Source organism: Bradyrhizobium sp. USDA 3256 (assembly GCF_054058275.1).
Window position 1 is genome coordinate 5,908,728 of sequence record NZ_JBSSAE010000002.1, and the last position, 26,941, is coordinate 5,935,668.

Below are 26,941 nucleotides of genomic sequence, written 5' to 3' on the forward strand. Positions count from 1 at the left end.
GCCGCACGATCCTATCCCTTTGTTTGGATGGAAATTCCGCCATGACTCGTCATGCCCGGGCTTGACCCGGGCATCTATCAACCAAGAACGAATTTCTCGAAGGGATGGATGGCCGGGTCAAGCCCGGCCATGACGGGCAAACGTCAATGCCCGGGACTAGCCCGGGCATCACGGTATTTTATGAAGATGCAACGCGACGACCGCCGCTCAGCCGCCCTTGCCGTCGTCGTCCTTCTTCTTCTCGGCAGCGGCGGCGTTGGAGGTGTCGTCCGGCAGGCCGTTGTCGATCTTGGCCTGGATCTTCGGCAGCTCTTCCGGCTCGGGCTTGAGGTCGCGGGCATGCGCCCACTGGAACTTGGCTTCCAGGGTGCGGCCGACGCGCCAGTAGGCGTCGCCGAGATGGTCGTTGATGGTCGGATCTTCCGGCTTCAGATCGATCGCGCGCTCGAGGTTCTTCACCGCCTCCTCGTAATTGCCGATCCGGTAATAGGCCCAGCCGAGCGAGTCGACGATGTAGCCGTCGTCAGGGCGCTGATCGACGGCACGCTTGATCATCTTCATGCCTTCGTCGAGGTTGATACCCTGGTCGATCCAGGAATAGCCGAGATAGTTCAGCACATGCGGCTGCTCGGGCTGCAGCTCGAGCGCCTTGCGCATGTCGGCCTCGGCCTTGTTCCACTGCTTGGAGCGCTCCTCGCAGATGCCGCGATAGTAATAGGTGACCCAGGCGTTCTTGTCGCCGCCGGCCGGCAGCGCGTCGATCGCCTGCGAATAGGTGGTGGCGCAGTCGGCGAACTTCTTGCGGCCGCGCTCGATATTGCCGAGCGCCAGGATCGCCTCGATGTCCTTCGGCTGATCCGATGTGACTTCCTTGAGGATCTTGATCGCCTCTTCGCTGCGGTCGGCGGCATCGAGATTGGTCGCGAGCTGGATCTGCGCGTTGCGCTTCAGCGGCGAGGACGCCGGCATCCGCTCGTAGACCTTGATCGCCATCTGCGGCTTCTTCACCGATTCATAGAGATCGGCAAGCGACAGCAGCGCCAGCGGATGGTTGGGCTGCAGATAGAGCGCGAGTTGCAGATAGACCAGCGCGAGGTCTTCGCCGCCGCGGCGGGTCAGCGTCGCGCCGATGCCGTACAGCGCCTCGGCCGCGCCGGCCTGCGGTGACTCGACCAGTGGCGGCAGCTTCTTGCCGGCCTTGGTCTCCTTGATGCCTTCCAGCACCAGCGGGTGACGCGGCAGCTTCTTGTCGAACGCCTCGTACATCGCGGTCGCGGCGGCCGCGTCCTTGTTGCGCGAGGTCCAGCGCGCATATTCGTCGACCGTGCGCAGCATCGAATCGTCGAGCTTGTAGACGCGCTCGAAGCGGGCGCCGGCATCCTTCTCTTTGCCGGACAGCTCATAGATCATGCCGGCATGGAGGTCCTTGAAGATCGGGTACCACTCGGGGCCGGTCAGCTTGTCGATCGAGGCGACCGCGGCTTTGCTGTCGCCGGCGCCATAGGCGGCCCAGGCCGACAGCAGCGTCGCGACGAGATCGGTGATCGGGCCGCGCACCGACTGGTTGATGTTGGACTGCGCGGCGGCATATTTCTTCAGCTTGAGATCGCGCACGCCGACGACGAGGCGCGCAACGCGGTTGGCCTTGTCCTGGGTGAGGATGCGGTCGGCAAGCTTGACCGCCTCCTCGATGTCCCCGTCGGCGAGCGAGGAGATGAAGGCGCGGTCGAGCAGCTCGGAATTCTTCGGGTCGGTGCGCAGCGCCGAGCGGTAGAACGCCGCGGCCGAGGTCGCATCGCGCTCGACGCTGGCGTGGCGGGCGGCGAGATAGCTACCGGCGGTGGTCAGCGACTTCAGGTCGTTCTTGGACGGGAATTGCGCGGTATTGTCGGTCGGATGGTCCGGCGTTTGCGCTGCAAGCTGCGCAGGCACGGCAAGTGCCGCGGCAGCGAGAACGGCAATCGTCAGGCGGTTGAATCGAGTGGACAGCATCACGGTCGCCTTGCTCCAGGGATTTACGCCAAGATGGAATTTATGGCCAAGATCTTGCGATCAGTCTCAAAATGCGAACCCAAGCGGCGGCATCACGGCGGGGCGACAATGCCGCTTTTGGCGCTTATCCGCAAGGATCGCCCAAAGGCAACCCATGACGAATCAATTGGCAGATTAGGCCTTTAGGCCCGCCGATCCAGCCAGCCCCCGCAAGACGCCCCCACTATGGCGGTATCGTGACCGGGCCGGGCATATTCGCGTGCGGACGCAAAAAGCGCGAGATACGGGTGCCACGGCACCCTTTTCTGCGTCTTCTGTTGTCGCCGGTGGTGCAATCCGGCCGCTCCACACGCGGAGAGGCCAAGCGGAGGTTGCGGCAACGCGCGCGTCGGCCTCACGCAAATGTGGTCGGCCGCCTCACCTTACATCGCCTCGTAGTTCGGACCGCCGCCGCCCTCCGGCGGAACCCAGGTGATGTTGCCGTTGGGGTCCTTCACGTCGCAGGTTTTGCAGTGGACGCAGTTCTGGGCGTTGATTTGGAAGCGCGGGCCTGAGGACTCCTCGACCCATTCATAGACGCCGGCCGGGCAATAGCGGTTGGAGGGACCGGCGAACACGTCGTGCTCCGAGGTCTTCTGCAGATTGAGGTCAGCGACCTTGAGATGGACCGGCTGGTCCTCCTCATGGTTGGTGTTGGACAGGAACACCGACGACAGCTTGTCGAACGAGATCTTGCCGTCCGGCTTCGGATAGGCAATCGGCTGGTGCTGCTTGGACGGATCGAGCGTCTTGCGATCCGGCTTGGCGTGCGACTGCGTGCCGAACAGCGAGAAGCCGAGCGTGTTGCACCACATGTCGAAGCCGGACAGCACCGTTCCGAGCAGGTTGCCGAACTTCGACAGCAACGGCTTGGCGTTGCGAACCTTGAACAGGTCCTTGCCGATCGCCGACGAGCGCCAGGCGTTCTCGTACTCGACGAGCTCGTCATTGGCGCGTCCGGCGCCGAGCGCGGCCGCGACATGCTCGGCGGCGAGCATGCCGGAGCCCATCGCGTTGTGGACGCCCTTGATGCGCGGCACGTTGACGAAGCCCGCCGCGCAGCCGATCAACGCGCCGCCGGGGAACGAGAGCCGCGGCACCGACTGGTAGCCGCCCTCGGTGATGGCGCGCGCGCCATAGGCGAGCCGCTTGCCGCCCTCGAACAGCTCGCGGACATCGGGATGGGTCTTGAAGCGCTGGAATTCGTCGAACGGCGACAGATAGGGGTCATTGTAGTTCAAATGCACCACGAAGCCGACCGCGACCCGGTTGTCGTCGTAGTGATAGAGGAACGAGCCGCCGCCGGTCCTGTCGTTCAGCGGCCAGCCGAGCGTGTGCTGCACCCGACCCTTCTTGTGCTTCGCCGGGTCGATCTGCCAGACCTCCTTGAGGCCGATGCCGAACTTCGGCGGCTCGGAGTTGGCATCGAGATTGAACTTCGCGATCAGCTGCTTGGACAGCGAGCCGCGCGCGCCTTCGGCGAACAGCGTATACTTGCCGAGCAGCTCCATGCCCCGGGTGTAGGAATCCTTGTGGCTGCCGTCCCTGGCAATGCCCATGTCGCCGGTGGCGATGCCGCGCACCGCGCCCTTGTCGTCATAAAGCACTTCGGCCGCGGCAAAGCCCGGATAGATCTCGACGCCGAGCGCTTCCGCCTTTGGGGCCAGCCAGCGGCAGACATTGCCGAGCGAGCCGATGTAGCAGTGATGATTGTTCATCAGCGGCGGCATGATGAAGTTCGGCAGGCGGAACCAGCCTTGCGACGTCGTCCAGTAGAAGCGGTCCTGCTTGACCTGCGTCTTCAGGGGACAGTCGGCGTCCTCGCGCCAGTCGGGCACCAGCTTGTCGAGGCCGGCCGGATCGATCACCGCACCCGACAGGATGTGCGCGCCGACTTCGGAGCCCTTCTCCACCACGACGATCGAGAGCTCCGGATTGAGCTGCTTCAGCCGGATCGCGGCCGACAGGCCCGATGGGCCGGCGCCTACGATGACGACGTCGAATTCCATAGACTCGCGCGGAGGAAGGTCTTCAGCACTCATGATCTTTGATCTCAGCCCATTGAGAACGCTTCTAAGCTTTTCAGGGGTCGTTGTTTCCGATTTTTGGCGGAAGGACAACCATGGAATTGCGCTTCCATGGGTTTGCACGGCCCGGGTACCGCAGAGAATAATCTTTTCCGAAAAGGAGCCTGCACTTTTCCGGATCATGCGCTCGATCACGATGCGTTCCCGCGGAATCGCATCATGATCTCATCTCATTGTTTGAGCATGATCTTTTCGGAAAACCGGTTTCCACTTTTCCGGATCATGCTCTAAATTGCCGCGATCATGGCCCTGATGCCCGAGCCCACCCCTACACTGCAGCAATTGCTGGCCTTTTACCTCGAGGCCGGGGTCGATTGCGCGCTTGGCGATGCCCCCATCAACCGGCTCGAGGAGCCGGAGCCAGTTCCCGCCCCTGCCGCGCCGCGTCCATCGACTGTGCTCAATCCGCTGCGTCCGCCGCCGATGCCGTCAGTTCCGCGCAGCGAAATCACCGTGGCGCCGGATGCCGCGATCGCTTCCGCGCGCGAAGCTGCGCGGACCGCGCCGACGCTTGAAGCCCTGCGCACGCTGATGGAGAATTTCGACGGCTGTGCGCTCAAGCACACCGCGACCAGGCTGGTGTTCGCCGACGGCAATCCGCAGGCGCGCGTGATGTTCGTCGGCGAGGCGCCGGGCCGCGACGAGGACATCGAGGGCCTGCCGTTCGTCGGCCGCTCCGGCAAGCTGCTCGACCGCATGATCGCCGCGATCGGGCTCGACCGCAGCAAGGCCTATATCGCCAACGTGATCCCGTGGCGGCCGCCCGGCAACCGCACGCCGACGCCGCAGGAGACGCAGGTGTGCCTGCCCTTCATCCAGCGCCATATCGAATTGGTGAATCCCGACGTGCTGGTGACGCTCGGCAATCCCTCGACGCAGGCGCTGCTCGGCACGCGCGAGGGCATCATGCGCACGCGCGGCAAATGGATCGACTACGACACCGGCACCCGCACGATCCGCGCCGTCGCCACCTTCCATCCGGCCTATCTGCTGCGCTCGCCGTCGTACAAGCGGCTGTCGTGGCAGGATCTGCGCGCGATCGCGAAGGTGTTGCAGGTGGCGAGCGCGTAGCTTCGTAGCCTGGATGGAGCGAAGCGCAATCCGGGTGGATCAGGTGGCGTGAAAGAGCGGCCCCGGATTTCGCTCCGCTTCATCCGGGCTACGGCTCCACGTCAAATCACGTCCCCTTCGGCCGCACGATCGCCCAGCCGATCCGCAGCACCGGCTGCCGTCCGTTGACCAGCCGGTCGAACGAACGCGGCACTTCGGGCACGAGGCCGGGGAAGCGCTGCGCGATGTCGGGCGGCGGCGTGCCGGCGGTGTCCTGCGCGCGCCAGACCACGACGCCGCCGGTCTCGTTGAATTTTGCGACCGACAGCCACGGCGTCCGCTGCGGCGCCGCGTCGAGCAAAAGATGCGGGCGGCGGCCGTTCATCGCAATCAGGCTGGCAAGTTCGGGATCGCCGGCCACCGCGCGCAGGCGCTGGTTGGTGCGGCGCTCATAGCTGTCATCGAAGAAGCGGCCCATCGCGGCTGCCGGCAGCGAGGTGGACGCCTCAGTGGTGCTGGTCCAGGGCAGGAATAGCGCCGCCGCCAGCGCGAGCGCCGCAGGCGCCGCGACCGCCAGGGCCCAGACCGAACGCAGCAGCCGCTGCCGCCTGAGCGGGATCAGGTCGCCGGTCGCGACGACGACCGCGAGCCCGGACATCAGCAGCGCCACGCCGGCGCCGCCGAAGGCGCGATCGAGATTGAACAGGCCGGAGACGAAGCTGCCGGCGATCGCCGGCGCGAACGCGAAGAAATACACGAATTGCCGCGCCAGTTGGCTGACCGGCGGACGGTAGATGATCGGAGCATCCTCCGTATCGCGGGCGAACCAACGCGAATTGAGGATCGCCAGCATCGCGATCGCGGCGGTCGCCACGATCAGCCCGCCGAGCACCACGCCCCAGCGCAGCGCGTGCGCCTTGAGATCGGCGAGTGCCGGCAGGGCCGGCAGCGCCAGCACGTCGGCGCGGAGCAGCCAGATCAGGTAGGGCAGCGCCAGCACGATGATCACGAGCAGCGCGTAGATCGGATCGACCGATTTGAGCATGCGCCGCCCGCGCTCGGTTCCGAGCGCAAAGCCTGTCACGAGCAGGATCATGCCGATCGCCGCCGGCGTCGTCAGCAGCAGGAGGCCGCAATCGATCGACCAGGCGAACCAGGCGCTGCGCCGGTTCTGCCCGATCAGCTGCCAGGAATGCAGCAGCAGCAGCGCCCAGAGCGGGCGCGCCAGGATCAGCGGGCCGAACTCGACGCTTGGCGAGGAGAACACCACGACCGTCATCGACAGCAGCACCGCCAGCACGCCCTGCGGGCCGCCGACGATGGCGCGCGCCAGGGCGTAGAAGGCGATGAAGGTGACGATTTCGCAGACCTGCGCCAGGAGATAGACGCCGAACACGTGATTGCCGACGGCGCGGAAGGCGATGTCGGCGAGCCAAAACGCGAGCGGCGGTCCCATGTCGGTGCCGACCTGATATTCGCGGCCGAAGGCGAGGATGGTGGCGAGGTTGCCGGGCGGACTGCCGTAGAAGATGGCCGGCAGGAACAGCCAGATCGCGGCCTGCGCCAGCACCACGATCCAGACCACGAGGCGCGGCCGGGCGCGGATCAGTTCGACAACCAGGGAGGTAAACCGCATGAAACGCCTGAAATGCCCCAGCCACCCCTATCAAGCGGCACCATCTGATCCCGAGGGTTTTTGATAAACGGCGGCGGCGGTGGAGGCAACCGGGGCTGGATGAGTCCACGGTGCAAAGTCAAATGCAGGTGTCATGCCCCGCGAAGGCCGGGCATCCAGTACGCCGCGGCGGCCAGGCTTGAGCACAACTGTCTCTGGAATACTGGATCGCCCGGTCGAAGCCGGGCGATGACATCGAGAGTGCGGCGCCGCCGCGCTTTACGCCGCTTCGGATGCCGCGGCTTCGCTTTCGGCGTCCACCGTGAACAGGTCCGGCTCGGCCGGGACCGGGAAATGCTTCAGCCGCGCCGCGACGACGGGCGCGAAGAAGCTGCGGTGATGGCTGCTCGGCCCGAGCCGGTCAAGCGCCTCGAGGTGCTCCGGGACCGCATAGCCCTTGTGCTGCTCGAAGCCGTAACCGGGACAATCCAGCGCCAGCGCGCACATCAGGCGGTCGCGCGTCACCTTGGCGATGATCGAGGCCGCCGCGATCGAGGCCACGATGCCGTCGCCGCCGATCACGGCATCGCAGTCGCAGGACGTGGCGAGCTTGTCGCGGCCGTCGACGAAGACGTGCTTCGGCATTTCCGGCAGCGCATGCACGGCGCGCGCGAGCGCCCACAGCGAGGCGCGCAGGATGTTGTCGCGGTCGATCCGCGCCCGTGACGCCACCGCGACCGAGAACGCTGCTGTCGCGCAGATTTCCTCGAACAGTTCCTCGCGGCGCTCGACGGTCAGCCGCTTCGAATCATCGAGCCCCTTGGGAATCCGATTTGGGTCCAGCACCACGGCGGCGGCGACCACCGGACCCGCCAGCGGCCCGCGCCCGGCCTCGTCGCAGCCGGCAACCGGCCAGACACCGCGCTTGATCAGCGCGCGCTCGCGCCGAAAGCTCGGCCGCGTCACCACGATGACGCGCTTGTCCGGCTTGGCCGGTTTCTTCTTCGACGCGGTCTTGGACGTGCCGCTGGACTTGTCCCGAATCATACCGGGATGGTGATCAAGCCCGGCCCGTGGCGCAACCGGGAACCTGGCGCCCTTCCCCGTTATTCAATCCGCCGCTCCAATCGGGATCGGCGCTCTAATCGGGAATTGACACCCGGCGGTCGTCGCGAACCTCAAAGCCCGGCGCGCGCACCACTTCCCAGGCGTGGCCGTCGGGATCGCCGAAATAGCCGCAATAGCCGCCATAGCTGGTGGGCTGCGCGGGCTTCAGCAGCCTGGCGCCTTTCGACAGCGCGAACGCCATCACACGATCGACCTCGGCGTCGTCGTTGCAGTTCCAAGCGATCGCGACGCCGCGGAACGCTAACGGCCGTGGCTGATCCGGCAGCCCGGCATCGGCGGCGAGCAGATGCCACGGGAACAGGCCGAGCACGGTGCCGCCGGTCTCGAAGAAGGCGACCTCCTCGCCGGTCGCGCGCATCTTCCTGGTGAAGCCAAGCGATTCATAAAAGCCGATGCTGGCGCGCATGTCGCTGACGCCGAGCGTGAGGACGGTGAAGCGTGCGGTCGGGGTGTTGCTCATGTTTGCACTCACTCATTGTTATGTTCGTAGCCCGGATGGAGCGAAGCGCAATCCGGGAAAGCTTCAGCCAGGAGTCGAAGAGCCCCGGATTTCGCTGCGCTTCATCCGGGCTACGGGTCTTAACCTAGAACAGGCTGAGCTGCTGTCCGTTACGCTTCGGCTTGGCGAAGTGATCGGTGGTCAGCTTGGTGCGCCGCTTGTTGAGGCCGAGCTTTTCGCAGGCGATCTCGAAGCGGCGGCCGATCATCCAGGCCATCGGGCCGGTGCCCTTCATCCGCGTGCCCCATTGCGAGTCGTAGTCGCGGCCGCCGCGCATGTCGCGGATCAGCGTGAAGACGTGACGGTAGCGGTCGGGATAGTTCGCCATCAGCCATTCGCGGAACAGATCGCGCACCTCTAGCGGCAGGCGCAGCAGCACGTAGCTCGCCTCCCTGGCGCCGGCATGCGCGGCGGCATCGAGGATGCGCTCGATCTCGGAGTCGTTCAGCGCCGGGATCACGGGTGCGACCATCACCGTGGTAGGGATGCCGGCATCCGCGAGCCGCCTGATCGCCTCGAGCCGCTTCGGCGGGGTCGAGGCGCGCGGCTCCATGGTGCGGGCAAGCTTCGGGTCGAGCGTCGTCACCGAGAGCGCGACCTTGGCGAGATTGCGCTTGGCCATCCGCGACAGGATGTCGACGTCGCGGGTCACCAGCGCCGACTTGGTGACAATGCCGACCGGATGGCCGGCGCGCTCCAGCACCTCGAGGAGGCCGCGCATGATCTTCCGGTCGCGCTCGATCGGCTGGTAGGGATCGGTGTTGGTGCCGATCGCGATCATCCGCGCCTCGTAGTCCGGTGCCGCCAGCTCCTTCTCGAGCAGCGCGGGTGCGTCCGGCTTGGCGAACAGCTTGGATTCGAAATCCAGCCCCGGCGACAGGCCGAGATAGGCGTGGGTCGGCCGCGCGAAGCAATAGACGCAGCCATGCTCGCAGCCGCGATACGGATTGATCGAACGGTCGAAGCCGATGTCGGGCGAGTCGTTGCGGGTGATCACCTTGCGCGAGGTGTCGAGCGCCACGCTGGTCGTGAACGGCGGCAGGTCCTCGAGGCTCTGCCAGCCGTCGTCGAAGGCAACGCGGGCCTCGGCCTCGTAGCGGCCGCTGGCGTTGGACTGCGCGCCGCGGCCGCGCCGCCGCTCGCGCTCGATCGCGACCGCAAGCTCGGGAAAGGGGGAAGGTGCACCCGCCGGGTTATCGGAGGGCGCCGTTACCGGCGGGTGCTTGAGGGCATGAGAGGATGCTCGGCTCATGCTTTGAAGCTAACACAGCGCTAGAACAAATCAAGAACATGAACTGAGAAATTCCACAGAACGTTGCTACATAATTCTGCACGCGAACAGGCTGCTTTGAATATGACAAGGTGATAACACGGCCGGAGTTTCTCCACCGTTTGAGCCATCGAAGCCTCAAAATCATGCTGAGCGTGATCATTCCAACCGACGGCGTCGAGCGCACCGCGGTCGCAACGTTGGCGGCGCTGGTGCCGGGCGCGGCCGCGGGCGTCATCCGCGAAGTGCTGCTGGTCGACCGAAGCAACAGCGACGTGATGGAGCGCGTCGCCGACGTCGCCGGCTGCCGCTTCCTGCGCTTCGAGGGCACGCGCGCCGCGGCGCTTGCGGCAGGCGCGCGGCAGGCGCGGTCGCCCTGGCTGATGTTCCTGCATCCGGGCGCGGTGCTCGATGCCGGCTGGATCGAGGAAACCACGCAGTTCATCCAGATGGTGGCGGCGAGCGGCAAGGACCGCGCCGGCATCTTCCGCTACGCCCGCGCGCCCTACACCGACCCGGGCCTGCGCGACGGCCTCAAATTCGTCGCCCGGATGATCACCGGCCCCTCGGCTGAACAAGGGCTCCTGATCGCGCGCGAGCATTACGAGCGGATCGGCGGCTACCGGCCGGACGCCCGCCGCTCCGAGGCGCGCCTGCTGCGCCGGCTCGGCCGCTCCTCCCGCACCATGCTGCGCAGCCGGATCATGGTAGCCTGAACAAAGCGCTTGCGGATTATTTGATTCCGTCAAATAATATATTTGATGAAATCAAATTCCCATGACACCACGCTCGAGAGCCAGGTCGCCGCTGTCCGCGGCTTTAGCCGGTTCTATACCCGCAAGCTCGGCATCATCGAGCCGAAGCTGTTGCACTCGACATTCATGCTGCAGGAAGCGCGGATCATCTACGAGCTCGCGCATCGCGAAAATTGCACCGCAACCGATCTGGTGCGCGATCTCGACCTCGATGCCGGCTTCGTCAGCCGCACGCTGGCGGCGCTGCAAAGGCGCCAGATCGTGACGCGCAAGCCGTCTAAGGCCGACAAGCGCGTCAACGAGGTGGCCCTCACGGCCAAGGGCCGCACCGCAGCCGCCGATCTCGACCGCCGCTCGCGCAGCGAGGTCGGGGCGCTATTGAAGCAGATGGACAGCGACCGTCGCGCCGCGGTGGTGCGCGCGATGGGCACGATCGAGCAATCGCTGGAGCCGCCGGCCGAGAAACCGGTCGGCTTCCTGCTGCGCAGCCATCGCGTCGGCGACATGGGCTGGGTCGTCTCGCGGCAGGGACAAGCCTACGCGGAGGAATATGGCTGGGACATCAGCTACGAGGCGTTGGTGGCCGAGATCTGCGCGCAGTTTCTGCGATCGTTCGATCCTGCCCGCGAGAATTGCTGGATCGCGGAGGTCGACGGCGAGCCGGTCGGCTCGGTCTTCCTGGTGGACGGCGGCGACGGGGTCGCCAAGCTGCGGCTGCTGCTGGTGGAAGAAAAGGCGCGCGGACTCGGCGTCGGCCGCGCACTGGTCGAGCAATGCATCCGCGTCGCGCGCGAGAAGGGCTACACGAAGATGACACTGTGGACCCAGAGCATCCTGGTCGCCGCGCGCGGCATTTACGCCCGCGCCGGCTTCGAGCGGGTCAAGGAAGAAAAGCACCACAGCTTCGGCGTCGACCTGGTCGGCGAGACCTGGGAGCTGGAGTTGTGAATCCGCAGCGCCGAGGCGCCTGGACTGCGTAGCCGGGATGGAGCGAGCGCAATCCGGGAGCGGTGCTGCCGCGGAAGAGACTGCCGCGGATTTCGCTTCGCTCCATCCGGGCTACGGAAGCTCACCCTTGAGATTCGGGTTCGTGGTTCACACGCCCTCAGATGCGCAATTGCGCGTCGGGATGACAAAAAAGCAGCGGCTAAGCGCTCGCGCCTTTCGCCTTCGGGCGGCGCAGATGTTCATCCAGCCGCGGCATGATCTCGACGAAATTGCAGGGGCGCGTGCGGTAGTCGAGCTGCGCGGCCAAAATGCCGTCCCAGCCGTCGCGGCAGGCGCCGGGCGAGCCGGGCAAGCAGAAGATGAAGGTGGCGCCCGCAACGCCGGCGGTGGCGCGGCTCTGGATCGTCGACGCCCCGATCTTGGCGTGGCTCAGCATGTGGAAGGCGATCGAAAAGCCGTCCATCCGCTTCTCGAACAGCGGCTCGACCGCCTCCGGCGTCACGTCGCGGCCGGTGAAGCCGGTGCCGCCGGTGGTGATGACGGCATCGACAGCGGGATCGGCGATCCAGCGCCGGATCACGGCTCTGATCGCCTCGACATCGTCGGTGACGATCTCGCGCGCCGCGAGCTTATGGCCGGCGGCGGTGAGACGGTCGGCCAGCGTGGTGCCCGACTTGTCATCCGCCAGCGAGCGGGTGTCGGAAATCGTCAGCACCGCAATGTTGAGCGGGATGAATGATTTGGATTCGTCGTGTGAGGACATTTACACCTCCTTCCATCCCGCTGACGTCATCCCGAGGTGCTCGCCTTACGGTGCACCTGCATCACTGGGCGAGCACCTTAGGATGGGCCACGGGCTCCGTCATCCTTCGAGGTCGCCAAGAGGCGAACATATCCCGAGTGAGCGCATTCGCGCTCATCCGGGGATGACGCTACCGGCACGCGGCTACAAGCTACCGCCGAACGTGTTGCAGGCCTGCACTGTGCCCTGCTGGTAGCCCCTCATGAACCACTCCTTGCGCTGCGCCGCGGAGCCGTGGGTGAATGAATCAGGCACCACCCTGCCCGTCGCCTGCCGCTGCAGCGTGTCGTCGCCGATTGCGTTCGCGGTGGTCAGCGCGGCGTCGATGTCGCCGGCCTCGAGGAAGCCCGGCCGCTTCTTCTCCTCGCGGTTGACCCAGACGCCGGAAAGGCAATCGGCCTGCAGCTCGACCTTCACCTGCAGCGCGTTGGCCTCGGCCTTGCTGCCGGCCTGCTGCTGCAGCCGGTTCACGCGCGGAATGATGCCGAGCAGGTTCTGGATGTGATGGCCGGCTTCATGCGCGATGATATAGGCCGCGGTGAACTTGCAGGCGTTGCCCGAGCAGCCGCGGAAGCGCGTCTCGACCTCGCGGAAGAAGCCGGTGTCGAGGAAGATGGTCTTGTCCGGCGGACAGTAGAACGGTCCCATCGCCGACTGCGCCATGCCGCAGCGGCCGCCATTGGTGGCATTGCGGAACAGCACGATCTTCGGACCGGTGTAGGTCTGGCCGCTGGCCTTGAAGATCTCGCTCCAGCGATCGTCGATCTCGCCGAGAATACCGGCGATCATGCTGCCCATCTCGTCGGTCGGCGCGCCGCGCTTGGCCTGCCCGCCCGACGACTGCCGGTCGGTCTGGTAGGTCGGCGCCTGGCCGCCGCCGGTGAGAATCTCGGCGCCGCCGATCAGGATGCGCGGGTCGATGCCGAAGGCGTAGCCGAGCAGGCCTAGCACGATGATGGTGCCGATGCCGAGCCCGCCACCACCCATCGGAATGCCGAAACCGCCACCGCCACCTCCGCCCATCCCGCCTTCGTCGCGACGGTCTTCGATGTCGTCGCTGCGGCGGAAATCATCATAGCGCATGGCGGTTTCCCTTCATTCCAGTCGGCGACCCAACGCGGGACACTCCAACCTAAAATTTCCATTCTGTTAATCAATATCCTGCCCGGCAATAATTGCCTAGTCCGGAAGAGGCGCATCCCTTGCGGTGCAAACGGCTGCGAATGAGGGCGAATCTACCGCGCAAATCGTGCCGGTTTGATGATCCGCAAATTTTTTCGCCGAACGCGCTGATGTTGCAGCACAACGCCGACGGCACTGCGCCATAACGCGCAAAAGATGCTGCAATCTTTTGCATGAAGATTTCCAATTAAGTCGATTTTTACTTTGCCGGGTCAATGTGACGCCAGTCGGTTGTTTAGTCCCGCGTCGCCGACAGCGTCGCCTGAGTCAGAGTTCTTGAGTCATGGTAGTGTCGCGTCGCGGGGCGTCTGCAAGGGCGCCCCGCACTAAATTTGAGAGTGCCCCATCGAGCCACATCGTCATTGGCGATTGCGTGGCCGAATTGTCGAAGCTTCAGGCCGGCTCGGTCGACCTGGTCTTCGCGGATCCTCCCTACAATCTGCAGCTCAAGGGCGACCTCAAGCGCCCCGATGAGTCGCATGTCGATGCCGTCAACGACGACTGGGACAAGTTCTCGTCGTTCGCTGCGTATGACGATTTCACCCGCGCCTGGCTGCTGGCCTGCCGCCGCGTGATGAAGCCGTCGGCAACGCTGTGGGTGATCGGCTCCTATCACAACATCTTCCGCGTCGGCGCGATCATGCAGGATCTCGGCTTCTGGCTCCTGAACGACATCGTGTGGCGCAAGTCCAATCCGATGCCGAACTTCCGCGGCCGCCGCTTCACCAATGCGCACGAGACCATGATCTGGGCCGCGCGCGACGAGAAGGCCAAGGGCTACACCTTCAATTACGAAGCGCTGAAGGCGTCCAATGAGGACGTGCAGGCACGCTCCGACTGGCTGATCCCGCTGTGCACCGGCGAGGAGCGCCTCAAGGACGGCGACGGCAAGAAGGTGCATCCGACGCAGAAGCCCGAGCAGCTGCTCGCCCGCGTGCTGCTGTCGTCCTCGAAGCCCGGCGATCTCGTGATCGATCCGTTCAACGGCACCGGCACCACCGGCGCCGTCGCCAAGCGCCTCGGCCGCAGCTATATCGGCTTCGAGCGCGACAAGACCTATGCCGCCGCCGCCGAGGCGCGCATCGCCGCGATCGAGCCGCTGCCGGAAGCAACGCTGGCGCCGTTCATGACCGCGCGCGAGGCGCCGCGGGTGGCGTTCTCCGAATTGATTGAGCGCGGCATGATCGTGCCGGGCGCCAGGCTGGTCGACGCCAAGAAGCGCCACGGCGCCCTGGTGCGCGCCGACGGCGCCATCATGCTCGGCGACAAGGTCGGCTCGATCCACCGCATCGGCGCCGTCGCGCAGGGCTCCGGCGCCTGCAACGGCTGGACCTTCTGGCACGTCGAGACCAAGAGCGGCCTGCGGCTGATCGACGAACTGCGCGCCGAGATCCGCTCCGAGATGGCCGCGGGCTGAGGCAAGCCGGCTAATCTTCCTCGTCATTCCGGGCTCGCCGCTTCGCGGCGCCCTCAGATACGCAATTGCGCAGCCGGGAATGACACGTTGGGGAAGATGACGCCGTCTTGAACGCGGGCCGCCTTGTTGCGCCGCGACGGCGGGACTAGATTCGGCCCCATCACTTGCCGCTTCGATTGGTCGCCGATGCGAAGACAATCCGAGACCTTGCTGCTGGTGCCGCTGCTGCCGGTCTTCCTGCTCGGCATGTTTCCGATGCTGCTGATCGGCCTGCTCGGATTCTTCGGCCTGATCATTTTAGGCATCCTGCTCGTCTGCGTCGGGCTGACGCTCGCCCTCGAGGCGCATGGCGAGTTCAATGAAGAGATCATCGTCCATGGCTACGCGCGGGGATCAGAACGCGCGACGCAGGTCTCCCATTTGCGTGCTGCGACCCGCTCCGCCGCCGCGCTGGACGTCGCGGGCATCGCGCTGGTCGTCGCGGGTATCCTGGGCTTCTTCTGGGCCGGCTGACCAGCGCGCCACGCGACCCTGATTCACAAACTCGTCGCTTGCGCAGCGCAGCGAAATTTGCGCATGAGGGGATCGTCTGCGGCCTTCCCCGCCGCATCCCGATCTCGCCGGCTACAAGAACCAAGGGAGTCCCTTCATGATCAAATTCTATTTCAACGGTGCGCCGAACCCGAACAAGGTCGCGCTGTTCCTGGAAGAGTCCGGCCTGCCGTTCGAGGCGATCCCGGTCGACACCCGCAAAGGCGAGCAGTTCGCGCCGGAATTCCTGAAGGTCAACCCGAACGGCAAGGTGCCGGCGATCGACGATGACGGCGTGCTGGTGTTCGACTCGAACGCGATCCTGCTCTACCTCGCCGAGGAGCACGGCAAGTTCCTGCCCGCCAATACGCCGGCCAACCGCGCCGCGACGCTGTCCTGGCTGATGTTCATCGCGACCGGCCTCGGCCCCTATTCCGGCCAGGCCGTGCACTTCAAGCACTTCGCGCCGAAGGATCTCGACTACGCCAACAACCGCTACCAGTACGAGGCGCACCGCCATTACAAGATCCTCGACGATCACCTGGCGAAACAGCGCTACATGGTCGGCGACAGCTACACGATCGTCGACATGGCGTTCTGGGGCTGGGCGCGGATGGCGGCGTTCATCCTCGGCGAGGAAGGCTACGCCAAATATCCGAACGTCAAGCGGCTGGTCGACGAGATCTCGGCGCGGCCGGCGGCGGCGCGCGCGATCGCGCTGAAGGACAAGCACACCTTCAAGGCCGAGATGGATGACGCGGCGCGCGACATCATGTTCGGCCACCTCAAGTCCAAGGTGGCGTAAGCCAATCCACAAGACGGCAAGACGACGGCGCCCGGATGGGCGCCGTCTTCGTTTGTGCCGCCCATTGGCGGCGCGCCGCTACGCAGGAAACGCGCCGAGCGCCCTCTCGGTCAGGACCGAGTCGCAATATTCCCGCACCTCCTTGATCCGACCGTCGTCGAAGCGGAACACCAGGCAGTAGTCGTTGTCGTAGCGCTGACCTTGCTTGGTGAGGTTGTCGCCCTTGGCCTCGATCACGACGATGTCGCCGTCGGCGATGATGCGATGGGCGACGGTGCGGCCGCGCTCGACCAGTTTCGAGCGGACATGGCCGTGCAGATCGTTGATGATCGACTGCTTGCCGGTGAAGGAACGCGACCAGGAATATTGCCCGGTCACGGTCCAGATCGCGTCGTCGGCAAGCGTTGCCATGAACAGCGAGTTCTCGCGCACCGCGGGATCGGGACTGCCTGCGATCACGAACATCTCCTGCACCAGTTTCTTGTTGTCGGCTGCGCTCATGGCGCCTCTCCTTGCGATTGATAGACCTTGATTTCAGGCGTTTGCTCACGCGATACGGTCTTCGGCTCGCGTGAAAAATGCCTTGCCCGCAATCCTGCGGCGCCTGCGCGCATTCTTCCAATCGATAGGTGGTATGATATATATTCACGGGATGAATTTGAATTCGCTTGACCTCAATCTGCTGGTCGCGCTCGACGCCCTGCTGCGTGAAGCCAATGTCAGCCGCGCCGCGATGCGGCTCAATCTGTCGCAGCCCGCGACCAGCCACGCGCTGCAGCGGCTGCGCGACCTGATCGGCGATCCGCTTTTGGTCCGCAACGGCGCGCGGATGGAGCTGACGCCGCGGGCGCAGGCGCTGCGCTCGCCGCTGGCCCATGCGCTCGACCAGGTGCGTACGCTGTTCGTCTCCGACGATTTCGACGCCGCGCGCAGCGACCGGCACTTTCGCCTGATGATGCCCGACCTCGCGGTCGAGCTCCTGATGCCGTCGCTGATGGAAAAGGTGACGCTGATCGCGCCGAACGTCACCATCGACGTAGTGCCGTGGCGGGGACCTGCGATCTTCACGCCCGAATTCGCCCGCACCATCGATCTCGTGATCTCGATCGGCGACTCCTTCAAGGGCTTTCACCGCCAGCGGCTCTACACCGACAGCGATGCACTCGCGGTGCGCCGCGGCCACCCCGCCGGCACGAAGCTGAAGAAGCGCGAGGCGTTCCTCGCCGCACGCCATGTCGCCGTGATCATCCGCGGCCAGAACGAGGACCTGATCGACACCTGGCTGCGCGCCAAGGGCATCGAGCGGCGGATCGCGCTGGTGGTGCCGGGCTATATCGAGGCGCTGCACGTCACCGCGCGCACCGACCTCGTCGCCTTCGTGCCGCGCCGGCTGATCTCGGCGCTGTCAACGCAATTATCGCTGATGACGGTGACGCCGCCGCTCGATCCCGGGATCGACGAGCAGCACATGTTCTATCCGACCCGCGCGCAGATGGACCCCGGCTCGCTGTGGCTGCGCAAGCTGATGCTGGAGACCGGACGCGAGTTGGAGACGGGGAAAGTGTAGCGGCGCGCTCTATCCCCGCGTCGTCCCGGCTTGCGCCGGGACGACAGCGAGTTCTTGGCTTCCGCCTTGTCCTCCGCGCTTACACCCTCTGCTCCGCCAGCACCTTCTGCACCGCCGGGCGGCTCTCCATCGCAGCGCGATGCGCCTTCACCTTGGGCAGCGTTGCGATATCGACGCCGTCGCCGTCGAGCCAGAGGGTCAGCGTGTAGAGATAGGAGTCGCCGACGGTGTAATTCTCGCCCATCACCCACGGGCCCTTCAGCATGTCGCGCTCGATCAGGTTGAAACAGGCGCCCATGGTCTTCGGGACCATCGCCTTCATGTCGGCGAACGAAGTCTCCTGCGTCGCCCAGCGCGCACCGCGCATCTTGTGGGCGTGGCAGATATGCACCGTGGAGCACAAATAGGAGTTGAAGGCCTGCAGCCTGGCGAATTCGAAGGCGTCGTCGGGCGCGAGCTTCGCCTGCGGAAAGGTCTGCGCGATGTAGGCCAGCATCGCCGGCGTCTCGGTCAGCACGCCGCGATCGGTCACCAAAGTGGGCACGCGGCCCTTCGGATTGATCTTCAGGTATTCCGGGCTGTTCTGCTGGTTGGTCTTGAAGTCGATCTTCTCGGTCGTGTAGGGAGCGCCGGCCTCGGCCAGCGCGATGTGAGACGCGAGCGCGCAGGTGCCGGGGGCAAAATAGAGCTTGAGCATGTCGTTGTCCTCTCCGGGCCTTGTCGGCTCGCTCTGAACCCGGCCCTGGCTTTTTATGGGATGCAACGGAGGTTAGCGGCAGCCCCCTTTGCCGTCCACCCCGCGCGCCGCGGAGCTTGCCCGCGGCGGTGCCGTCGTGCGATGACCATGGCCAATCGAGGGGATTTTTCATGACTGTGCTCATTGCAGGCGGCGGAATTGGCGGGCTGACGCTGGCGCTCAGCTTGCACCAGATCGGCGTGCCGGCCCGCGTCTTCGAGAGCGTGCCCGAGCTGCGGCCGCTCGGCGTCGGCATCAACGTGCTGCCGCATGCGGTGCGCGAACTGATCGAACTCGGCCTGCACGATGTGCTCGACGCTTCAGCAGTGCGCACCCGCGAGCTCGCCTATTTCTCCAAGCACGGCAAGCCGATCTGGAGCGAGCCGCGCGGGCTCGAGGCCGGCTACAAATGGCCGCAATTCTCGATCCATCGCGGCCGGCTGCAACAGCTGCTGGTCGATGCCGCGACCGAACGGCTCGGCGCTGAAAACATCCTCACCAGCCATCACCTCACCGGCTGGACCGAGACCGCCGACGGCATCCGCGCCGACTTCATCGACCGCGCTACCGGCAAGTCCGCCGGCAGCTATGACGGCGCGGTGCTGATCGCCGCCGACGGCATCCATTCGGTGGTGCGCGAGAAGCTCTATCCGCAGGAGGGGCCGCCGATCTGGAACGGCCGCATCCTGTGGCGCGGCATCACCCGCGGCGATGCCTTCCTGACCGGACGCACCATGATCATGGCCGGCCATGAGATCCTGAAATTCGTCTGCTACCCGATCTCGAAGGAGGCCGGCCCCGACGGCAAGTTCGACATCAACTGGGTCGCCGAGCGACACATGCCGCCGACCTATCAATGGCGCCGCGAGGACTACAACCGGACCGCCAAGCTCGACGAGTTCCTGCCGTGGTTCGAGAGCTGGAATTTCGACTGGCTCGATGTCCCCGGCCTGATCCGGAACTGTCCGCACGCCTACGAATATCCGCTGGTCGATCGCGATCCGATCCCGCAATGGACGTTCGGCCGCGTCACGCTGATGGGCGACGCCGCGCATCCGATGTATCCGATCGGCTCCAACGGCGCCTCGCAGGCGATCCTGGATGCGCGCGTGCTGACGCGCGAGATCCTGGCGCGTGGCCCGACCCAGGCGGCGCTCGCCGCCTATGAGGCCGAACGGCGGCCCGCGACCACGGACCTCGTGATGCTGAACCGCCGCAACGGCCCGGAGCAGGTGATGCAGCTGGTCGAGGAGCGCGCGCCTGATGGCTTCAACGTCGTCACCGACGTGCTGTCGCAGCAGGAGCTGGAAGACATCGCCGCCAACTACAAGCGCGTCGCCGGTTTCCAGGTCGAGGGACTGAACGCCAAGCCGCCGATCGTGCAGCGGGCGGGCTAAGTTGTAGCGCGGCGCACTATCTATCACCGTCACCTGAGGAGCCGCGAAGCGGCGTCTCGAAGGATGAACGGCCCGGCTGGTGAGGCTCGCTCCGCTCGCACCTCAGCATGACAGCCTTACCAATGCGGGCGCGGCTTCACCGCAGCGCGCGCGCCGCCTCCACCAGGCGGATGCTGCTGCTTGCGGTGGCGAGCAGTGTGCCGTCGACGGCGATCAGCTTCCCCTCGACGAAGGCGATGGTCTTGCCGAGCTGGGTCACCGTCGCCTCGCCGGTGATCGGCCCCGGTTTTGCCGGCGCCAGGAAATTCACGGTCATCGTGATGGTCGTGGTGAAGAGCCGGCCCTCGGTCATCACGAACACCGCCGGCCCCATCGTATCGTCGAGCATTGCCGAGAGCATGCCGCCTTGGATGAAGCCGGCCGGATTGCAAAAATCCGGCTTGCCGTCGAACACGATCCTGATCCAGCCCTCCCGCGGACGGGCGTCGACCACGCGCCAACCCAGTAGCTTTGCGACGGACGGCATCGGAATGCGGTCGAGTGCGGTTGCGATCATGGCGGCCTCCGGTTTCCGGAGGTAATAGCGAAGCCCTGCTGCCAGCATGGTGTCAGCAGGTCAGAGCATGATCTGGAAAAGTGGGAACCGGTTTTCCGAAAAGATCATGCTCAAAAAAATGAGCCGATGATGTGATTCATCCCATCGTCAGAGATCGAGCCCATGCGCGACAACCTTGCGCATCAGGTTCGGAAACGCCTCGCCGTCCAGCGTCGCCACCGGCACCCAGCGCATGCCGTCCGGCGCGCGGCTCCGCGGCGGCACGCTGGCGGTATAGACGACGAGCTCGAGCGGGAAGTGCGTGAACACGTGGGTGACGACGCCCGCCTTGCGGTGCCAGTGCGTGACGCCCTTCAGTTCCGGCGCCTGGGCAAGTGCCGCAGCGTCTTCCTGCCCGGCCAGCCATTGCGATCCCGGAACCTCGGTCATGCCGCCGAGCAGGCCCTTTTCCGCGCGCGAGCGCACCAGGAGCTCGCCGCCACGCGTCACCACGAAGGCCGCGCCGCGGCGCAACGTGCCGCTCTTCTTCGGTGCCTTGCGCGGGAACGACTCCTGGTCGCCGCGCGTGCGCGCCGCGCAGTCGTCGTTCAGCGGACACAATGCGCAGGCCGGCTTCTTCGGCGTGCAGATCGTGGCGCCCAAATCCATCAGCGCCTGAGCACTGTCGCCGGCGCGGGACGGGCCGAGCAATGTTGCCGCCATCTCCTTGATCTGCGGCTTGGCCTGCGGCAGCGCCTCCTCGATGGCGTAGAGCCGACTGACCACGCGCTCGATGTTGCCGTCCACCGGCATGGTGCGGCGGTCGAAGGCGATGGCGGCGATCGCGGCAGCGGTGTACGACCCGATGCCGGGCAGCGCGCGCAGGCCGTCTTCGGTGTCCGGAAACACCCCGCCGTGGTTGCTCATCACCGCGACCGCGCAGGCGTGCAAATTGCGCGCCCGCGAATAGTAGCCGAGCCCGGCCCACATCCTCAGGACGTCGTCGAGCGAGGCACGCCCAAGCGCGGTCACATCGGGCCAGCGCGACATGAATTTCTCGAAATAAGGCCCGACCGCCCGCACCGTGGTCTGCTGCAGCATGATCTCCGACAGCCAGACGCGGTACGGATCGGTCCGCTGCCCCGCCACTGCGCGCCACGGCAGTGTCCGGCGATGCCGGTCATACCAGGCGAGCAGCCGCGCCGGGCGGTCGGCCTGCTGATCGGTCGATTTGATTTTGGCGGCCGCGCGAGAGCTCATGAACGTATCTTAGCCACATCTCGCCATGTCATGCCCGGGCTTGACCCGGGCATCCACGTCTTTTCTTCGCCCGGCACGGAAACGCCGGCACAATGATGAACACGGTTTCAGCCACATCACCACCACTGCTATAACCCTCCCATGTCCAGACCCGGCCCGATCAGCGCCAAGCCCCTGTCGATCCTGCTCAGCGACGTCTTCACCGACGCCTACGCCAAGCAGGGCTTTGCCGCGCGCGAACTGGTGACGCGCTGGACCGAGATCGCGGGCGAGCGGATCGCGGCCTATTGCGAGCCGCTGAAGATGCAATGGCCGCGGCCGGTGGAGGGACAGCCGCAGGAGCCGGCGACGCTGGTGCTGCGGGTCGAAGGCCCGATGGCGCTGGAGATCCAGCACTCCTCCGACGTCATCCTGGAGCGGGTGAACCGCTTCTTCGGCTGGCATGCGGTCGGCCGCCTGACCATCCGGCAGGCACCGCTCTCGCGCCGCAGCCGCCCGGTACGGCCGCGCCCGCCGGACGCCAAAACCGTGGCCCGGGAGGCGGCAAACCTTGCGGCCGTCGAGGACGACGATCTGCGCGCGGCGCTGGCCCGTTTGGGTGCCTCGATCAAGCGAAATTGACGCTTTTCGGCAGGCCGGTCGCGAGACCGCGGCATTGCCACCATGGCCGTTTCAAGCTAGCGAAGGCTTCTTTTTCGGGACCCCTTCATTGTGGCGTGAATGCGCCAATCCGGGAGCTGACCTTGATCATCACGCGCCGCGCTTTCACCACCGCTCTCTCGCTGACCGGGCTCGCCGCCCTCGCCGGCCTGTCGCCGCTGCGCCTGATCACCGACGCGTTCGCGCAGACTGCCGCCGAGGTCGCCAAGCCGCAGTCGCTGCCGGACATGGGGCTCGGCCCGCAGGACGCCAAGGTAACCATCATCGAGTACGCCTCGATGACCTGCCCGCACTGCGCCAATTTCAACGAGACAGTGTTCCCGAAGATCAAGTCGACCTACATCGACCCCGGCAAGGTCCGTTACGTGTTCCGCGAATTCCCGCTCGACATCAAGGCCGCCGCCGGCTCGATGCTGGCGCGCTGCATCGCCAAGGACGACGCGCCGAAGTTCTTCGCCGTGATCGATTTGCTATTCCGCCAGCAGAACGACTGGGTGGTCAAGAACACCACCGAGACGCTGACGCGGATCGGCAAGCAGGCCGGCCTCAGCCAGCAGCAGGTCGAGGACTGCCTGAAGGATCAGAAGCTGCTCGACAAGATCGCCGCAGACCAGAAGTACGCCAACGAGGTGCTGAAGGTGAACTCGACGCCGACCTTCTTCGTCAACGGCGAGATGCTGAAGGGCGAGACCTCGTTCGAGGAGTTCAGCAAGCACATCGATCCGCTGCTGAAGAGCTGATCGGGAGCCCGCGAACCTGACGTCTTTGTGCCTCGCTTCGAGTCGAGGCACGATAATTGTGGATGATTTGCGATCACGGCACGCGACCGTCGCATCATTTGGTTGTTGAAAACTTGATTCGCACGATGCGAATCGTCGAGGACATGCAAGGGCCATAAAACCCTGCAAATCCCTTGGGAAAAGCTTGCTCAAGCGGTTGCCCTCACGCGCTCGCATCGCCATTGTCGCCGCTCATGAGAGCTGCACGCAGCAACTCACCCACACACCGACATTGCCTTCCATGGTATTGTCACGGCAGGGAGATTCGCGCCCGGCCAAACGAGATTTGTGTACATGAAGCTCACGCGCCTCCGCCTGCACGGTTTCAAGTCGTTCGTTGAACCCACCGATTTCATGATCGAGCCGGGCCTGACCGGCGTCGTCGGACCGAACGGCTGCGGCAAATCCAATCTCGTCGAAGCGTTGCGCTGGGCGATGGGCGAGACCTCGCACAAGTCGCTGCGTGCCGCCGACATGGATGCGGTGATCTTCGCCGGTTCCGGCAACCGTCCGGCGCGCAACCACGCCGAAGTCGTGATGACGATCGACAATTCGGATCGCTCGGCGCCGGCTGCGGTGAACGACAGCCAGCTCCTGGAAATCTCCCGCCGCATCGAGCGCGAGGCGGGCTCGGTCTACCGCATCAACGGCCGCGATGTCCGTGCAAGAGATGTGCAGATCCTGTTCGCCGATGCCGCCACCGGCGCGCGCTCGCCGGCGCTGGTCCACCAGGGCAAGATCGGCGAGATCATCCAGGCCAAGCCCGAGCAGCGCCGCCGCGTGCTGGAAGACGCCGCCGGCGTGGCGGGTCTGCATGCCCGCCGCCACGAGGCGGAACTGCGGCTGAAGGCGGCCGAAACCAACCTCACCCGCGTCGAGGACGTGATCGGCCAGCTCACCGGCCAGATGGAAGGCCTGAAGAAGCAGGCGCGCCAGGCGATCCGCTACCGCGAGGTCGCGGCCAAGGTGCGCAAGTCCGAGGCCATGCTGTTCCATCTGCGCTGGATCGAGGCCAATGCCGACGTCAACGACGCCGCGCAGACCCATGACATCTCCGTGCGCGAGATGGCCGAGCGCACCCGCGAGCAGGCCGAATCCGCCCGCATCCAGGCGATCCGCGCCGCCGAATTGCCGGCGCTGCGCGATGCCGAGGCGCGCGCCGCCGCCGGCCTGCAGCGCCTGACCAACGCGCGCGAGATGCTCGACCGCGAGGAGCAGCGCGCCAAGGAGCGCGTCGGCGAACTCGATCGCCGCCTCACCCAGTTCGCCCAGGACATCGCGCGCGAGCAGCAGCAGACCTCCGATGCCGACATCGCGCTGCAGCGGCTCGACACCGAAGATGCAGAGCTGAAGGAAGAGATCAAGTCGCGCGTCGAGAAGCGCTCCGGCGTCGACGAGCGCGTCGCCGAGGCCGAGGAGATCCTGGCCGCGACCGAGCGTCAGTTCTCCGAGCTGACCACGCAGCTCGCCGATCTCACCGCCAAGCGCAACCAGCTCGAAGCCGGTGTGCGCACGCATCGCGACAGGCTGGCGCGGCTCGATCAGGAGATCGCCAGCGTCCAGGCCGAGGAAGCCAAGCTCGCGCAGGAGACCGGCAATCTCGGCGACATCGACGCGCTGGCCGCCGCCATGGAGATGGCGCAGCAGACGCTCGCCGAGTCCGAGGCCGCCGTGCAGACCAGCGAGGCGCATCACGCCGCCGCGCGGCAAACGCTGGAAGCCTCGCGCAATCCGCTCACCGAAGCGGAGAAGCGCGTGCAGCGGCTCGAGACCGAGGCCCGCACCATCTCCAAGCTCGTCACCAGCGAGACCAAGAATCTGTGGCCACCGATCATCGACGGCATCACCGTCGCCAAGGGCTACGAGAAGGCGATCGGCGCCGTGCTCGGCGACGACCTCGATGCGCCGGTGGATTCCTCGGCGCCGATGCGGTGGACCAATATCGGCGTGGCCGGCGAAGATCCTTCGCTGCCCGATGGCGTCGAGCGGCTGGCCGACCATGTCCAGGCGCCGCCGGAATTGGCACGCCGCCTGGCCCAGATCGGCGTCGTGGCCAAGGAACGCGGCGCCGCGCTGGTGTCGCAGCTGAAGACCGGCCAGCGGCTGGTGTCGCTCGAAGGCGACGTCTGGCGCTGGGACGGCTTCGTCGCCGACGCGCATGCCCCGACCGGCGCCGCCCGCCGTCTTGCCGAACGCGCCCGTCTGGTCGACATCGAGCACGAGCTGGAACAGGCTCGCATCGATGCCGCCGCCAAGCGCCAGGCGCTGGAGACGGCTGAAGAGGAACTGCGCTCGGCGGCCGCCGCCGAGGGTGCCTCGCGCGAAGCCGTCCGCGCCGCCCGCCGCGAGGCCGACGCCGCGCGCGAACGCCATGCCGCCACCGAGCGCGAGATCAACCGCCACGCCGCCCGCAAATCGGCGCTGACCGAGGCGCACAGCCGCGTCGCCGCCGACCGCGCCGAGGCCGAAGCCGCGCATGAGAGCGCGGCTGCCGCGCTCGCCGAACTGCCGCCGGGTGTCGAGACCGAGGCCCAGCTCGCCGCGGTTCGCGCCGAGATCGACAACCAGCGCCGGGCCGCGGCGCAAGTCCGCGCCGAGGCGCAGGCGCTGGCCCGCGAGGCCGAGCTCGCCGACCGCCGCGTGCAGGCGATCGTTGCCGAGCGCAATGAGTGGCAGAACCGCAAGACAAGCGCCGCCTCGCAGGTCGAGACCGTCGAGGCGCGCATCGCCGAGGTGTCGGCCGAGCGCGAGGAACTCGCCAACGCGCCCGAAGTCTTCGCCGAGAAGCGCAGCGCGCTGATCACGGAGATCGAGCACGCCGAAGGCGATCGCCGCATCGCCGCCGACGCGCTGGCGACCGCGGAAGCCGCGATGGCGGAAACCGATCGCCTCGCCAAGGCCTCGCTCGAAGCGCTGTCCTCATCCCGCGAAGCTACCGCGCGCGCCGAAGAGCGTATGGAAGGCACGCGCCGCCGCCTCGCCGACATCGAGCGCGAGATCCACGACATGCTCGAGGTCGAGCCCAGCGCGGTCGTCGGCATGGCCGAGATCGAACCCGGCCAGGAGCTGCCGCCGGTCGCGCAGGTCGAGGAAGAGCTCGAAAAGCTGCGCCGCGACCGCGAGCGGCTCGGTGCCGTCAATTTGCGCGCCGAGGAAGAGCTCAAGGAAGTCGAGACCCAGCACACCGCACTGACCACCGAACGCGACGATCTCGTCGAAGCGATCAAGCGGCTGCGGCAGGGCATCCAGAGCCTCAACCGCGAGGCGCGCGAGCGCCTGCTGACCTCGTTCGAGACCGTCAACAACCACTTCAAGCGGCTGTTCACCGAGCTGTTCGGCGGTGGCGAGGCCGCACTGCATCTGATCGAGAGCGACGATCCGCTCGAGGCCGGCCTCGAGATCATCGCCAAGCCGCCCGGCAAGAAGCCGCAGACGCTCTCGCTGCTCTCGGGCGGTGAGCAGGCGCTGACGGCGCTCGCGCTGATCTTCGCGGTGTTCCTGACCAACCCGTCGCCGATCTGCGTGCTGGACGAGGTCGACGCGCCGCTCGACGACCACAACGTCGAACGGTTCTGCACCCTGCTGAACGAGATGACCGGCTCGACCGAGACGCGCTTCATCATCATCACGCACAATCCGATCACGATGGCGCGGATGAACCGGCTGTTCGGTGTCACCATGGCCGAGCGCGGCGTGTCGCAGCTGGTGTCGGTCGACCTGCAGGGCGCGGTGGACATCCTCGACCAGAACGTGGCGTAACGATTAAATGCCGTCATTCCGGAATGGTCCGAAGGACCATATCCGGAATCTCGAGATTCCCCGGGGGCGCAATTGCGCCCCTGGGGTTCGATGCTGCGGCATCGCGTCGGAATGACGTGCAAATGACG

Annotated in this window: 24 protein-coding genes; 11 read left to right on the forward strand and 13 right to left on the reverse strand. The window is 65.9% G+C overall.

The window, feature by feature from the left end; genetic code table 11:
• Positions 1 to 207: 207 nt before the first annotated feature.
• Positions 208 to 1,992: a tetratricopeptide repeat protein gene (locus ACVWY5_RS29870; protein ID WP_028334804.1), complete on the reverse strand. Its 1,785-nt coding sequence runs from the start codon at positions 1,990 to 1,992 to the stop codon at positions 208 to 210.
• Positions 1,993 to 2,414: 422 nt separating this feature from the next.
• On the reverse strand, positions 2,415 to 4,073 hold the full coding sequence (locus ACVWY5_RS29875; RefSeq protein ID WP_028334803.1) for an electron transfer flavoprotein-ubiquinone oxidoreductase: 1,659 nt from the start codon (positions 4,071 to 4,073) through the stop codon (positions 2,415 to 2,417).
• 294 nt (positions 4,074 to 4,367) lie between these two features.
• Between ACVWY5_RS29875 and ACVWY5_RS29880 the strand changes: the two genes are divergently transcribed.
• A complete protein-coding gene (locus ACVWY5_RS29880; RefSeq protein ID WP_028334802.1) occupies positions 4,368 to 5,189 on the forward strand; it encodes a uracil-DNA glycosylase in 822 nt (273 codons plus the stop codon).
• A gap of 106 nt (positions 5,190 to 5,295) precedes the next feature.
• Here the strand turns inward: ACVWY5_RS29880 and ACVWY5_RS29885 are convergent, their stop codons facing one another.
• The 4 genes from ACVWY5_RS29885 to ACVWY5_RS29900 form a co-directional block, all read right to left on the reverse strand.
• A complete protein-coding gene (locus ACVWY5_RS29885; protein ID WP_028334801.1) occupies positions 5,296 to 6,804 on the reverse strand; it encodes a glycosyltransferase family 39 protein in 1,509 nt (502 codons plus the stop codon).
• A gap of 258 nt (positions 6,805 to 7,062) precedes the next feature.
• Positions 7,063 to 7,830, reverse strand: a complete 768-nt coding sequence (locus ACVWY5_RS29890; RefSeq protein WP_028334800.1) for a ribonuclease HII — start codon at positions 7,828 to 7,830, stop codon at positions 7,063 to 7,065.
• A gap of 94 nt (positions 7,831 to 7,924) precedes the next feature.
• The gene (locus tag ACVWY5_RS29895) at positions 7,925 to 8,371 is read right to left on the reverse strand and encodes a VOC family protein (RefSeq protein ID WP_028334799.1); all 447 of its coding nucleotides are present in this window, start codon (positions 8,369 to 8,371) and stop codon (positions 7,925 to 7,927) included.
• A gap of 124 nt (positions 8,372 to 8,495) precedes the next feature.
• A complete protein-coding gene (locus ACVWY5_RS29900; RefSeq protein ID WP_028334798.1) occupies positions 8,496 to 9,662 on the reverse strand; it encodes a PA0069 family radical SAM protein in 1,167 nt (388 codons plus the stop codon).
• Positions 9,663 to 9,826: 164 nt separating this feature from the next.
• Between ACVWY5_RS29900 and ACVWY5_RS29905 the strand changes: the two genes are divergently transcribed.
• Together ACVWY5_RS29905 and ACVWY5_RS29910 are read left to right on the forward strand one after the other, a co-directional pair.
• On the forward strand, positions 9,827 to 10,396 hold the full coding sequence (locus tag ACVWY5_RS29905; RefSeq protein ID WP_018273373.1) for a glycosyltransferase family protein: 570 nt from the start codon (positions 9,827 to 9,829) through the stop codon (positions 10,394 to 10,396).
• Between the two features lie 45 nt (positions 10,397 to 10,441).
• Positions 10,442 to 11,383 (forward strand): helix-turn-helix domain-containing GNAT family N-acetyltransferase, encoded by a 942-nt coding sequence (locus ACVWY5_RS29910; RefSeq protein ID WP_028334797.1) that lies wholly within the window; start codon positions 10,442 to 10,444, stop codon positions 11,381 to 11,383.
• A gap of 199 nt (positions 11,384 to 11,582) precedes the next feature.
• Here the strand turns inward: ACVWY5_RS29910 and moaB are convergent, their stop codons facing one another.
• The 3 genes from moaB to ACVWY5_RS29925 all read right to left on the reverse strand — a co-directional run bounded on the left by moaB (position 11,583) and on the right by ACVWY5_RS29925 (position 13,542).
• On the reverse strand, positions 11,583 to 12,146 hold the full coding sequence (gene moaB / locus ACVWY5_RS29915) for a molybdenum cofactor biosynthesis protein B (protein ID WP_028334796.1): 564 nt from the start codon (positions 12,144 to 12,146) through the stop codon (positions 11,583 to 11,585).
• Between the two features lie 183 nt (positions 12,147 to 12,329).
• A complete protein-coding gene (ypfJ, locus tag ACVWY5_RS29920; protein WP_028334795.1) occupies positions 12,330 to 13,268 on the reverse strand; it encodes a KPN_02809 family neutral zinc metallopeptidase in 939 nt (312 codons plus the stop codon).
• A 70-nt stretch (positions 13,269 to 13,338) separates the two neighbouring features.
• Positions 13,339 to 13,542, reverse strand: a complete 204-nt coding sequence (locus ACVWY5_RS29925) for a hypothetical protein (RefSeq protein ID WP_321176878.1) — start codon at positions 13,540 to 13,542, stop codon at positions 13,339 to 13,341.
• Between the two features lie 108 nt (positions 13,543 to 13,650).
• Here ACVWY5_RS29925 and ACVWY5_RS29930 point away from each other — a divergent pair, with 108 nt between their 5' ends.
• The 3 genes from ACVWY5_RS29930 to ACVWY5_RS29940 all read left to right on the forward strand — a co-directional run bounded on the left by ACVWY5_RS29930 (position 13,651) and on the right by ACVWY5_RS29940 (position 16,120).
• A complete protein-coding gene (locus ACVWY5_RS29930) occupies positions 13,651 to 14,784 on the forward strand; it encodes a site-specific DNA-methyltransferase (RefSeq protein WP_028334794.1) in 1,134 nt (377 codons plus the stop codon).
• 216 nt (positions 14,785 to 15,000) lie between these two features.
• Positions 15,001 to 15,297: a hypothetical protein gene (locus tag ACVWY5_RS29935; RefSeq protein ID WP_244482632.1), complete on the forward strand. Its 297-nt coding sequence runs from the start codon at positions 15,001 to 15,003 to the stop codon at positions 15,295 to 15,297.
• A gap of 136 nt (positions 15,298 to 15,433) precedes the next feature.
• On the forward strand, positions 15,434 to 16,120 hold the full coding sequence (locus tag ACVWY5_RS29940) for a glutathione S-transferase family protein (protein ID WP_028334792.1): 687 nt from the start codon (positions 15,434 to 15,436) through the stop codon (positions 16,118 to 16,120).
• A 78-nt stretch (positions 16,121 to 16,198) separates the two neighbouring features.
• Here ACVWY5_RS29940 and ACVWY5_RS29945 read toward each other — a convergent pair whose 3' ends face one another.
• Positions 16,199 to 16,621: a nuclear transport factor 2 family protein gene (locus ACVWY5_RS29945; protein ID WP_028334791.1), complete on the reverse strand. Its 423-nt coding sequence runs from the start codon at positions 16,619 to 16,621 to the stop codon at positions 16,199 to 16,201.
• A 151-nt stretch (positions 16,622 to 16,772) separates the two neighbouring features.
• Between ACVWY5_RS29945 and ACVWY5_RS29950 the strand changes: the two genes are divergently transcribed.
• Positions 16,773 to 17,687, forward strand: coding sequence for a LysR family transcriptional regulator (locus ACVWY5_RS29950; RefSeq protein ID WP_028334790.1), 915 nt, complete (start codon positions 16,773 to 16,775; stop codon positions 17,685 to 17,687).
• Positions 17,688 to 17,766: 79 nt separating this feature from the next.
• On the opposite strand, the gene ACVWY5_RS29955 is transcribed toward ACVWY5_RS29950, so the two are convergent.
• Positions 17,767 to 18,384, reverse strand: coding sequence for a glutathione S-transferase family protein (locus ACVWY5_RS29955; RefSeq protein WP_028334789.1), 618 nt, complete (start codon positions 18,382 to 18,384; stop codon positions 17,767 to 17,769).
• 170 nt (positions 18,385 to 18,554) lie between these two features.
• On the opposite strand from ACVWY5_RS29955, the gene ACVWY5_RS29960 reads away from it, so the two are divergent.
• Positions 18,555 to 19,820, forward strand: coding sequence for a flavin-dependent oxidoreductase (locus tag ACVWY5_RS29960; protein ID WP_028334788.1), 1,266 nt, complete (start codon positions 18,555 to 18,557; stop codon positions 19,818 to 19,820).
• 136 nt (positions 19,821 to 19,956) lie between these two features.
• Here ACVWY5_RS29960 and ACVWY5_RS29965 read toward each other — a convergent pair whose 3' ends face one another.
• A complete protein-coding gene (locus tag ACVWY5_RS29965) occupies positions 19,957 to 20,376 on the reverse strand; it encodes a PaaI family thioesterase (RefSeq protein ID WP_028334787.1) in 420 nt (139 codons plus the stop codon).
• Positions 20,377 to 20,523: 147 nt separating this feature from the next.
• A complete protein-coding gene (gene mutY, locus ACVWY5_RS29970) occupies positions 20,524 to 21,615 on the reverse strand; it encodes an A/G-specific adenine glycosylase (protein ID WP_028334786.1) in 1,092 nt (363 codons plus the stop codon).
• 141 nt (positions 21,616 to 21,756) lie between these two features.
• Here mutY and ACVWY5_RS29975 point away from each other — a divergent pair, with 141 nt between their 5' ends.
• The 3 genes from ACVWY5_RS29975 (at position 21,757) to smc (ending at position 26,813) form a co-directional block, all read left to right on the forward strand.
• Positions 21,757 to 22,236: a DUF721 domain-containing protein gene (locus tag ACVWY5_RS29975; RefSeq protein WP_028334785.1), complete on the forward strand. Its 480-nt coding sequence runs from the start codon at positions 21,757 to 21,759 to the stop codon at positions 22,234 to 22,236.
• A gap of 122 nt (positions 22,237 to 22,358) precedes the next feature.
• Positions 22,359 to 23,015: a DsbA family protein gene (locus tag ACVWY5_RS29980; RefSeq protein WP_026193256.1), complete on the forward strand. Its 657-nt coding sequence runs from the start codon at positions 22,359 to 22,361 to the stop codon at positions 23,013 to 23,015.
• Between the two features lie 333 nt (positions 23,016 to 23,348).
• Entirely contained in the window at positions 23,349 to 26,813 is a 3,465-nt protein-coding gene (gene smc, locus ACVWY5_RS29985) for a chromosome segregation protein SMC (RefSeq protein ID WP_028334784.1), read from the forward strand.
• Positions 26,814 to 26,941: the final 128 nt, after the last annotated feature.

Coding starts and splice junctions, on each gene's coding strand:
- ACVWY5_RS29900 (WP_028334798.1), bottom strand. CDS start 9,662: ATGAGCCGAGCATCCTCTCATGCCCTCAAGCACCCGCCGGTAACGGCG.
- ACVWY5_RS29870 (WP_028334804.1), bottom strand. CDS start 1,992: ATGCTGTCCACTCGATTCAACCGCCTGACGATTGCCGTTCTCGCTGCC.
- ACVWY5_RS29940 (WP_028334792.1), top strand. CDS start 15,434: ATGATCAAATTCTATTTCAACGGTGCGCCGAACCCGAACAAGGTCGCG.
- ACVWY5_RS29885 (WP_028334801.1), bottom strand. CDS start 6,804: ATGCGGTTTACCTCCCTGGTTGTCGAACTGATCCGCGCCCGGCCGCGC.
- ACVWY5_RS29905 (WP_018273373.1), top strand. CDS start 9,827: ATGCTGAGCGTGATCATTCCAACCGACGGCGTCGAGCGCACCGCGGTC.
- ACVWY5_RS29875 (WP_028334803.1), bottom strand. CDS start 4,073: ATGAGTGCTGAAGACCTTCCTCCGCGCGAGTCTATGGAATTCGACGTC.
- ACVWY5_RS29960 (WP_028334788.1), top strand. CDS start 18,555: ATGACTGTGCTCATTGCAGGCGGCGGAATTGGCGGGCTGACGCTGGCG.
- smc (WP_028334784.1), top strand. CDS start 23,349: ATGAAGCTCACGCGCCTCCGCCTGCACGGTTTCAAGTCGTTCGTTGAA.
- ACVWY5_RS29965 (WP_028334787.1), bottom strand. CDS start 20,376: ATGATCGCAACCGCACTCGACCGCATTCCGATGCCGTCCGTCGCAAAG.
- ACVWY5_RS29945 (WP_028334791.1), bottom strand. CDS start 16,621: ATGAGCGCAGCCGACAACAAGAAACTGGTGCAGGAGATGTTCGTGATC.
- ACVWY5_RS29925 (WP_321176878.1), bottom strand. CDS start 13,542: ATGCAAAAGATTGCAGCATCTTTTGCGCGTTATGGCGCAGTGCCGTCG.
- ACVWY5_RS29910 (WP_028334797.1), top strand. CDS start 10,442: ATGAAATCAAATTCCCATGACACCACGCTCGAGAGCCAGGTCGCCGCT.
- moaB (WP_028334796.1), bottom strand. CDS start 12,146: ATGTCCTCACACGACGAATCCAAATCATTCATCCCGCTCAACATTGCG.
- ypfJ (WP_028334795.1), bottom strand. CDS start 13,268: ATGCGCTATGATGATTTCCGCCGCAGCGACGACATCGAAGACCGTCGC.
- mutY (WP_028334786.1), bottom strand. CDS start 21,615: ATGAGCTCTCGCGCGGCCGCCAAAATCAAATCGACCGATCAGCAGGCC.
- ACVWY5_RS29930 (WP_028334794.1), top strand. CDS start 13,651: ATGGTAGTGTCGCGTCGCGGGGCGTCTGCAAGGGCGCCCCGCACTAAA.
- ACVWY5_RS29890 (WP_028334800.1), bottom strand. CDS start 7,830: ATGATTCGGGACAAGTCCAGCGGCACGTCCAAGACCGCGTCGAAGAAG.
- ACVWY5_RS29975 (WP_028334785.1), top strand. CDS start 21,757: ATGTCCAGACCCGGCCCGATCAGCGCCAAGCCCCTGTCGATCCTGCTC.
- ACVWY5_RS29895 (WP_028334799.1), bottom strand. CDS start 8,371: ATGAGCAACACCCCGACCGCACGCTTCACCGTCCTCACGCTCGGCGTC.
- ACVWY5_RS29955 (WP_028334789.1), bottom strand. CDS start 18,384: ATGCTCAAGCTCTATTTTGCCCCCGGCACCTGCGCGCTCGCGTCTCAC.
- ACVWY5_RS29950 (WP_028334790.1), top strand. CDS start 16,773: ATGAATTTGAATTCGCTTGACCTCAATCTGCTGGTCGCGCTCGACGCC.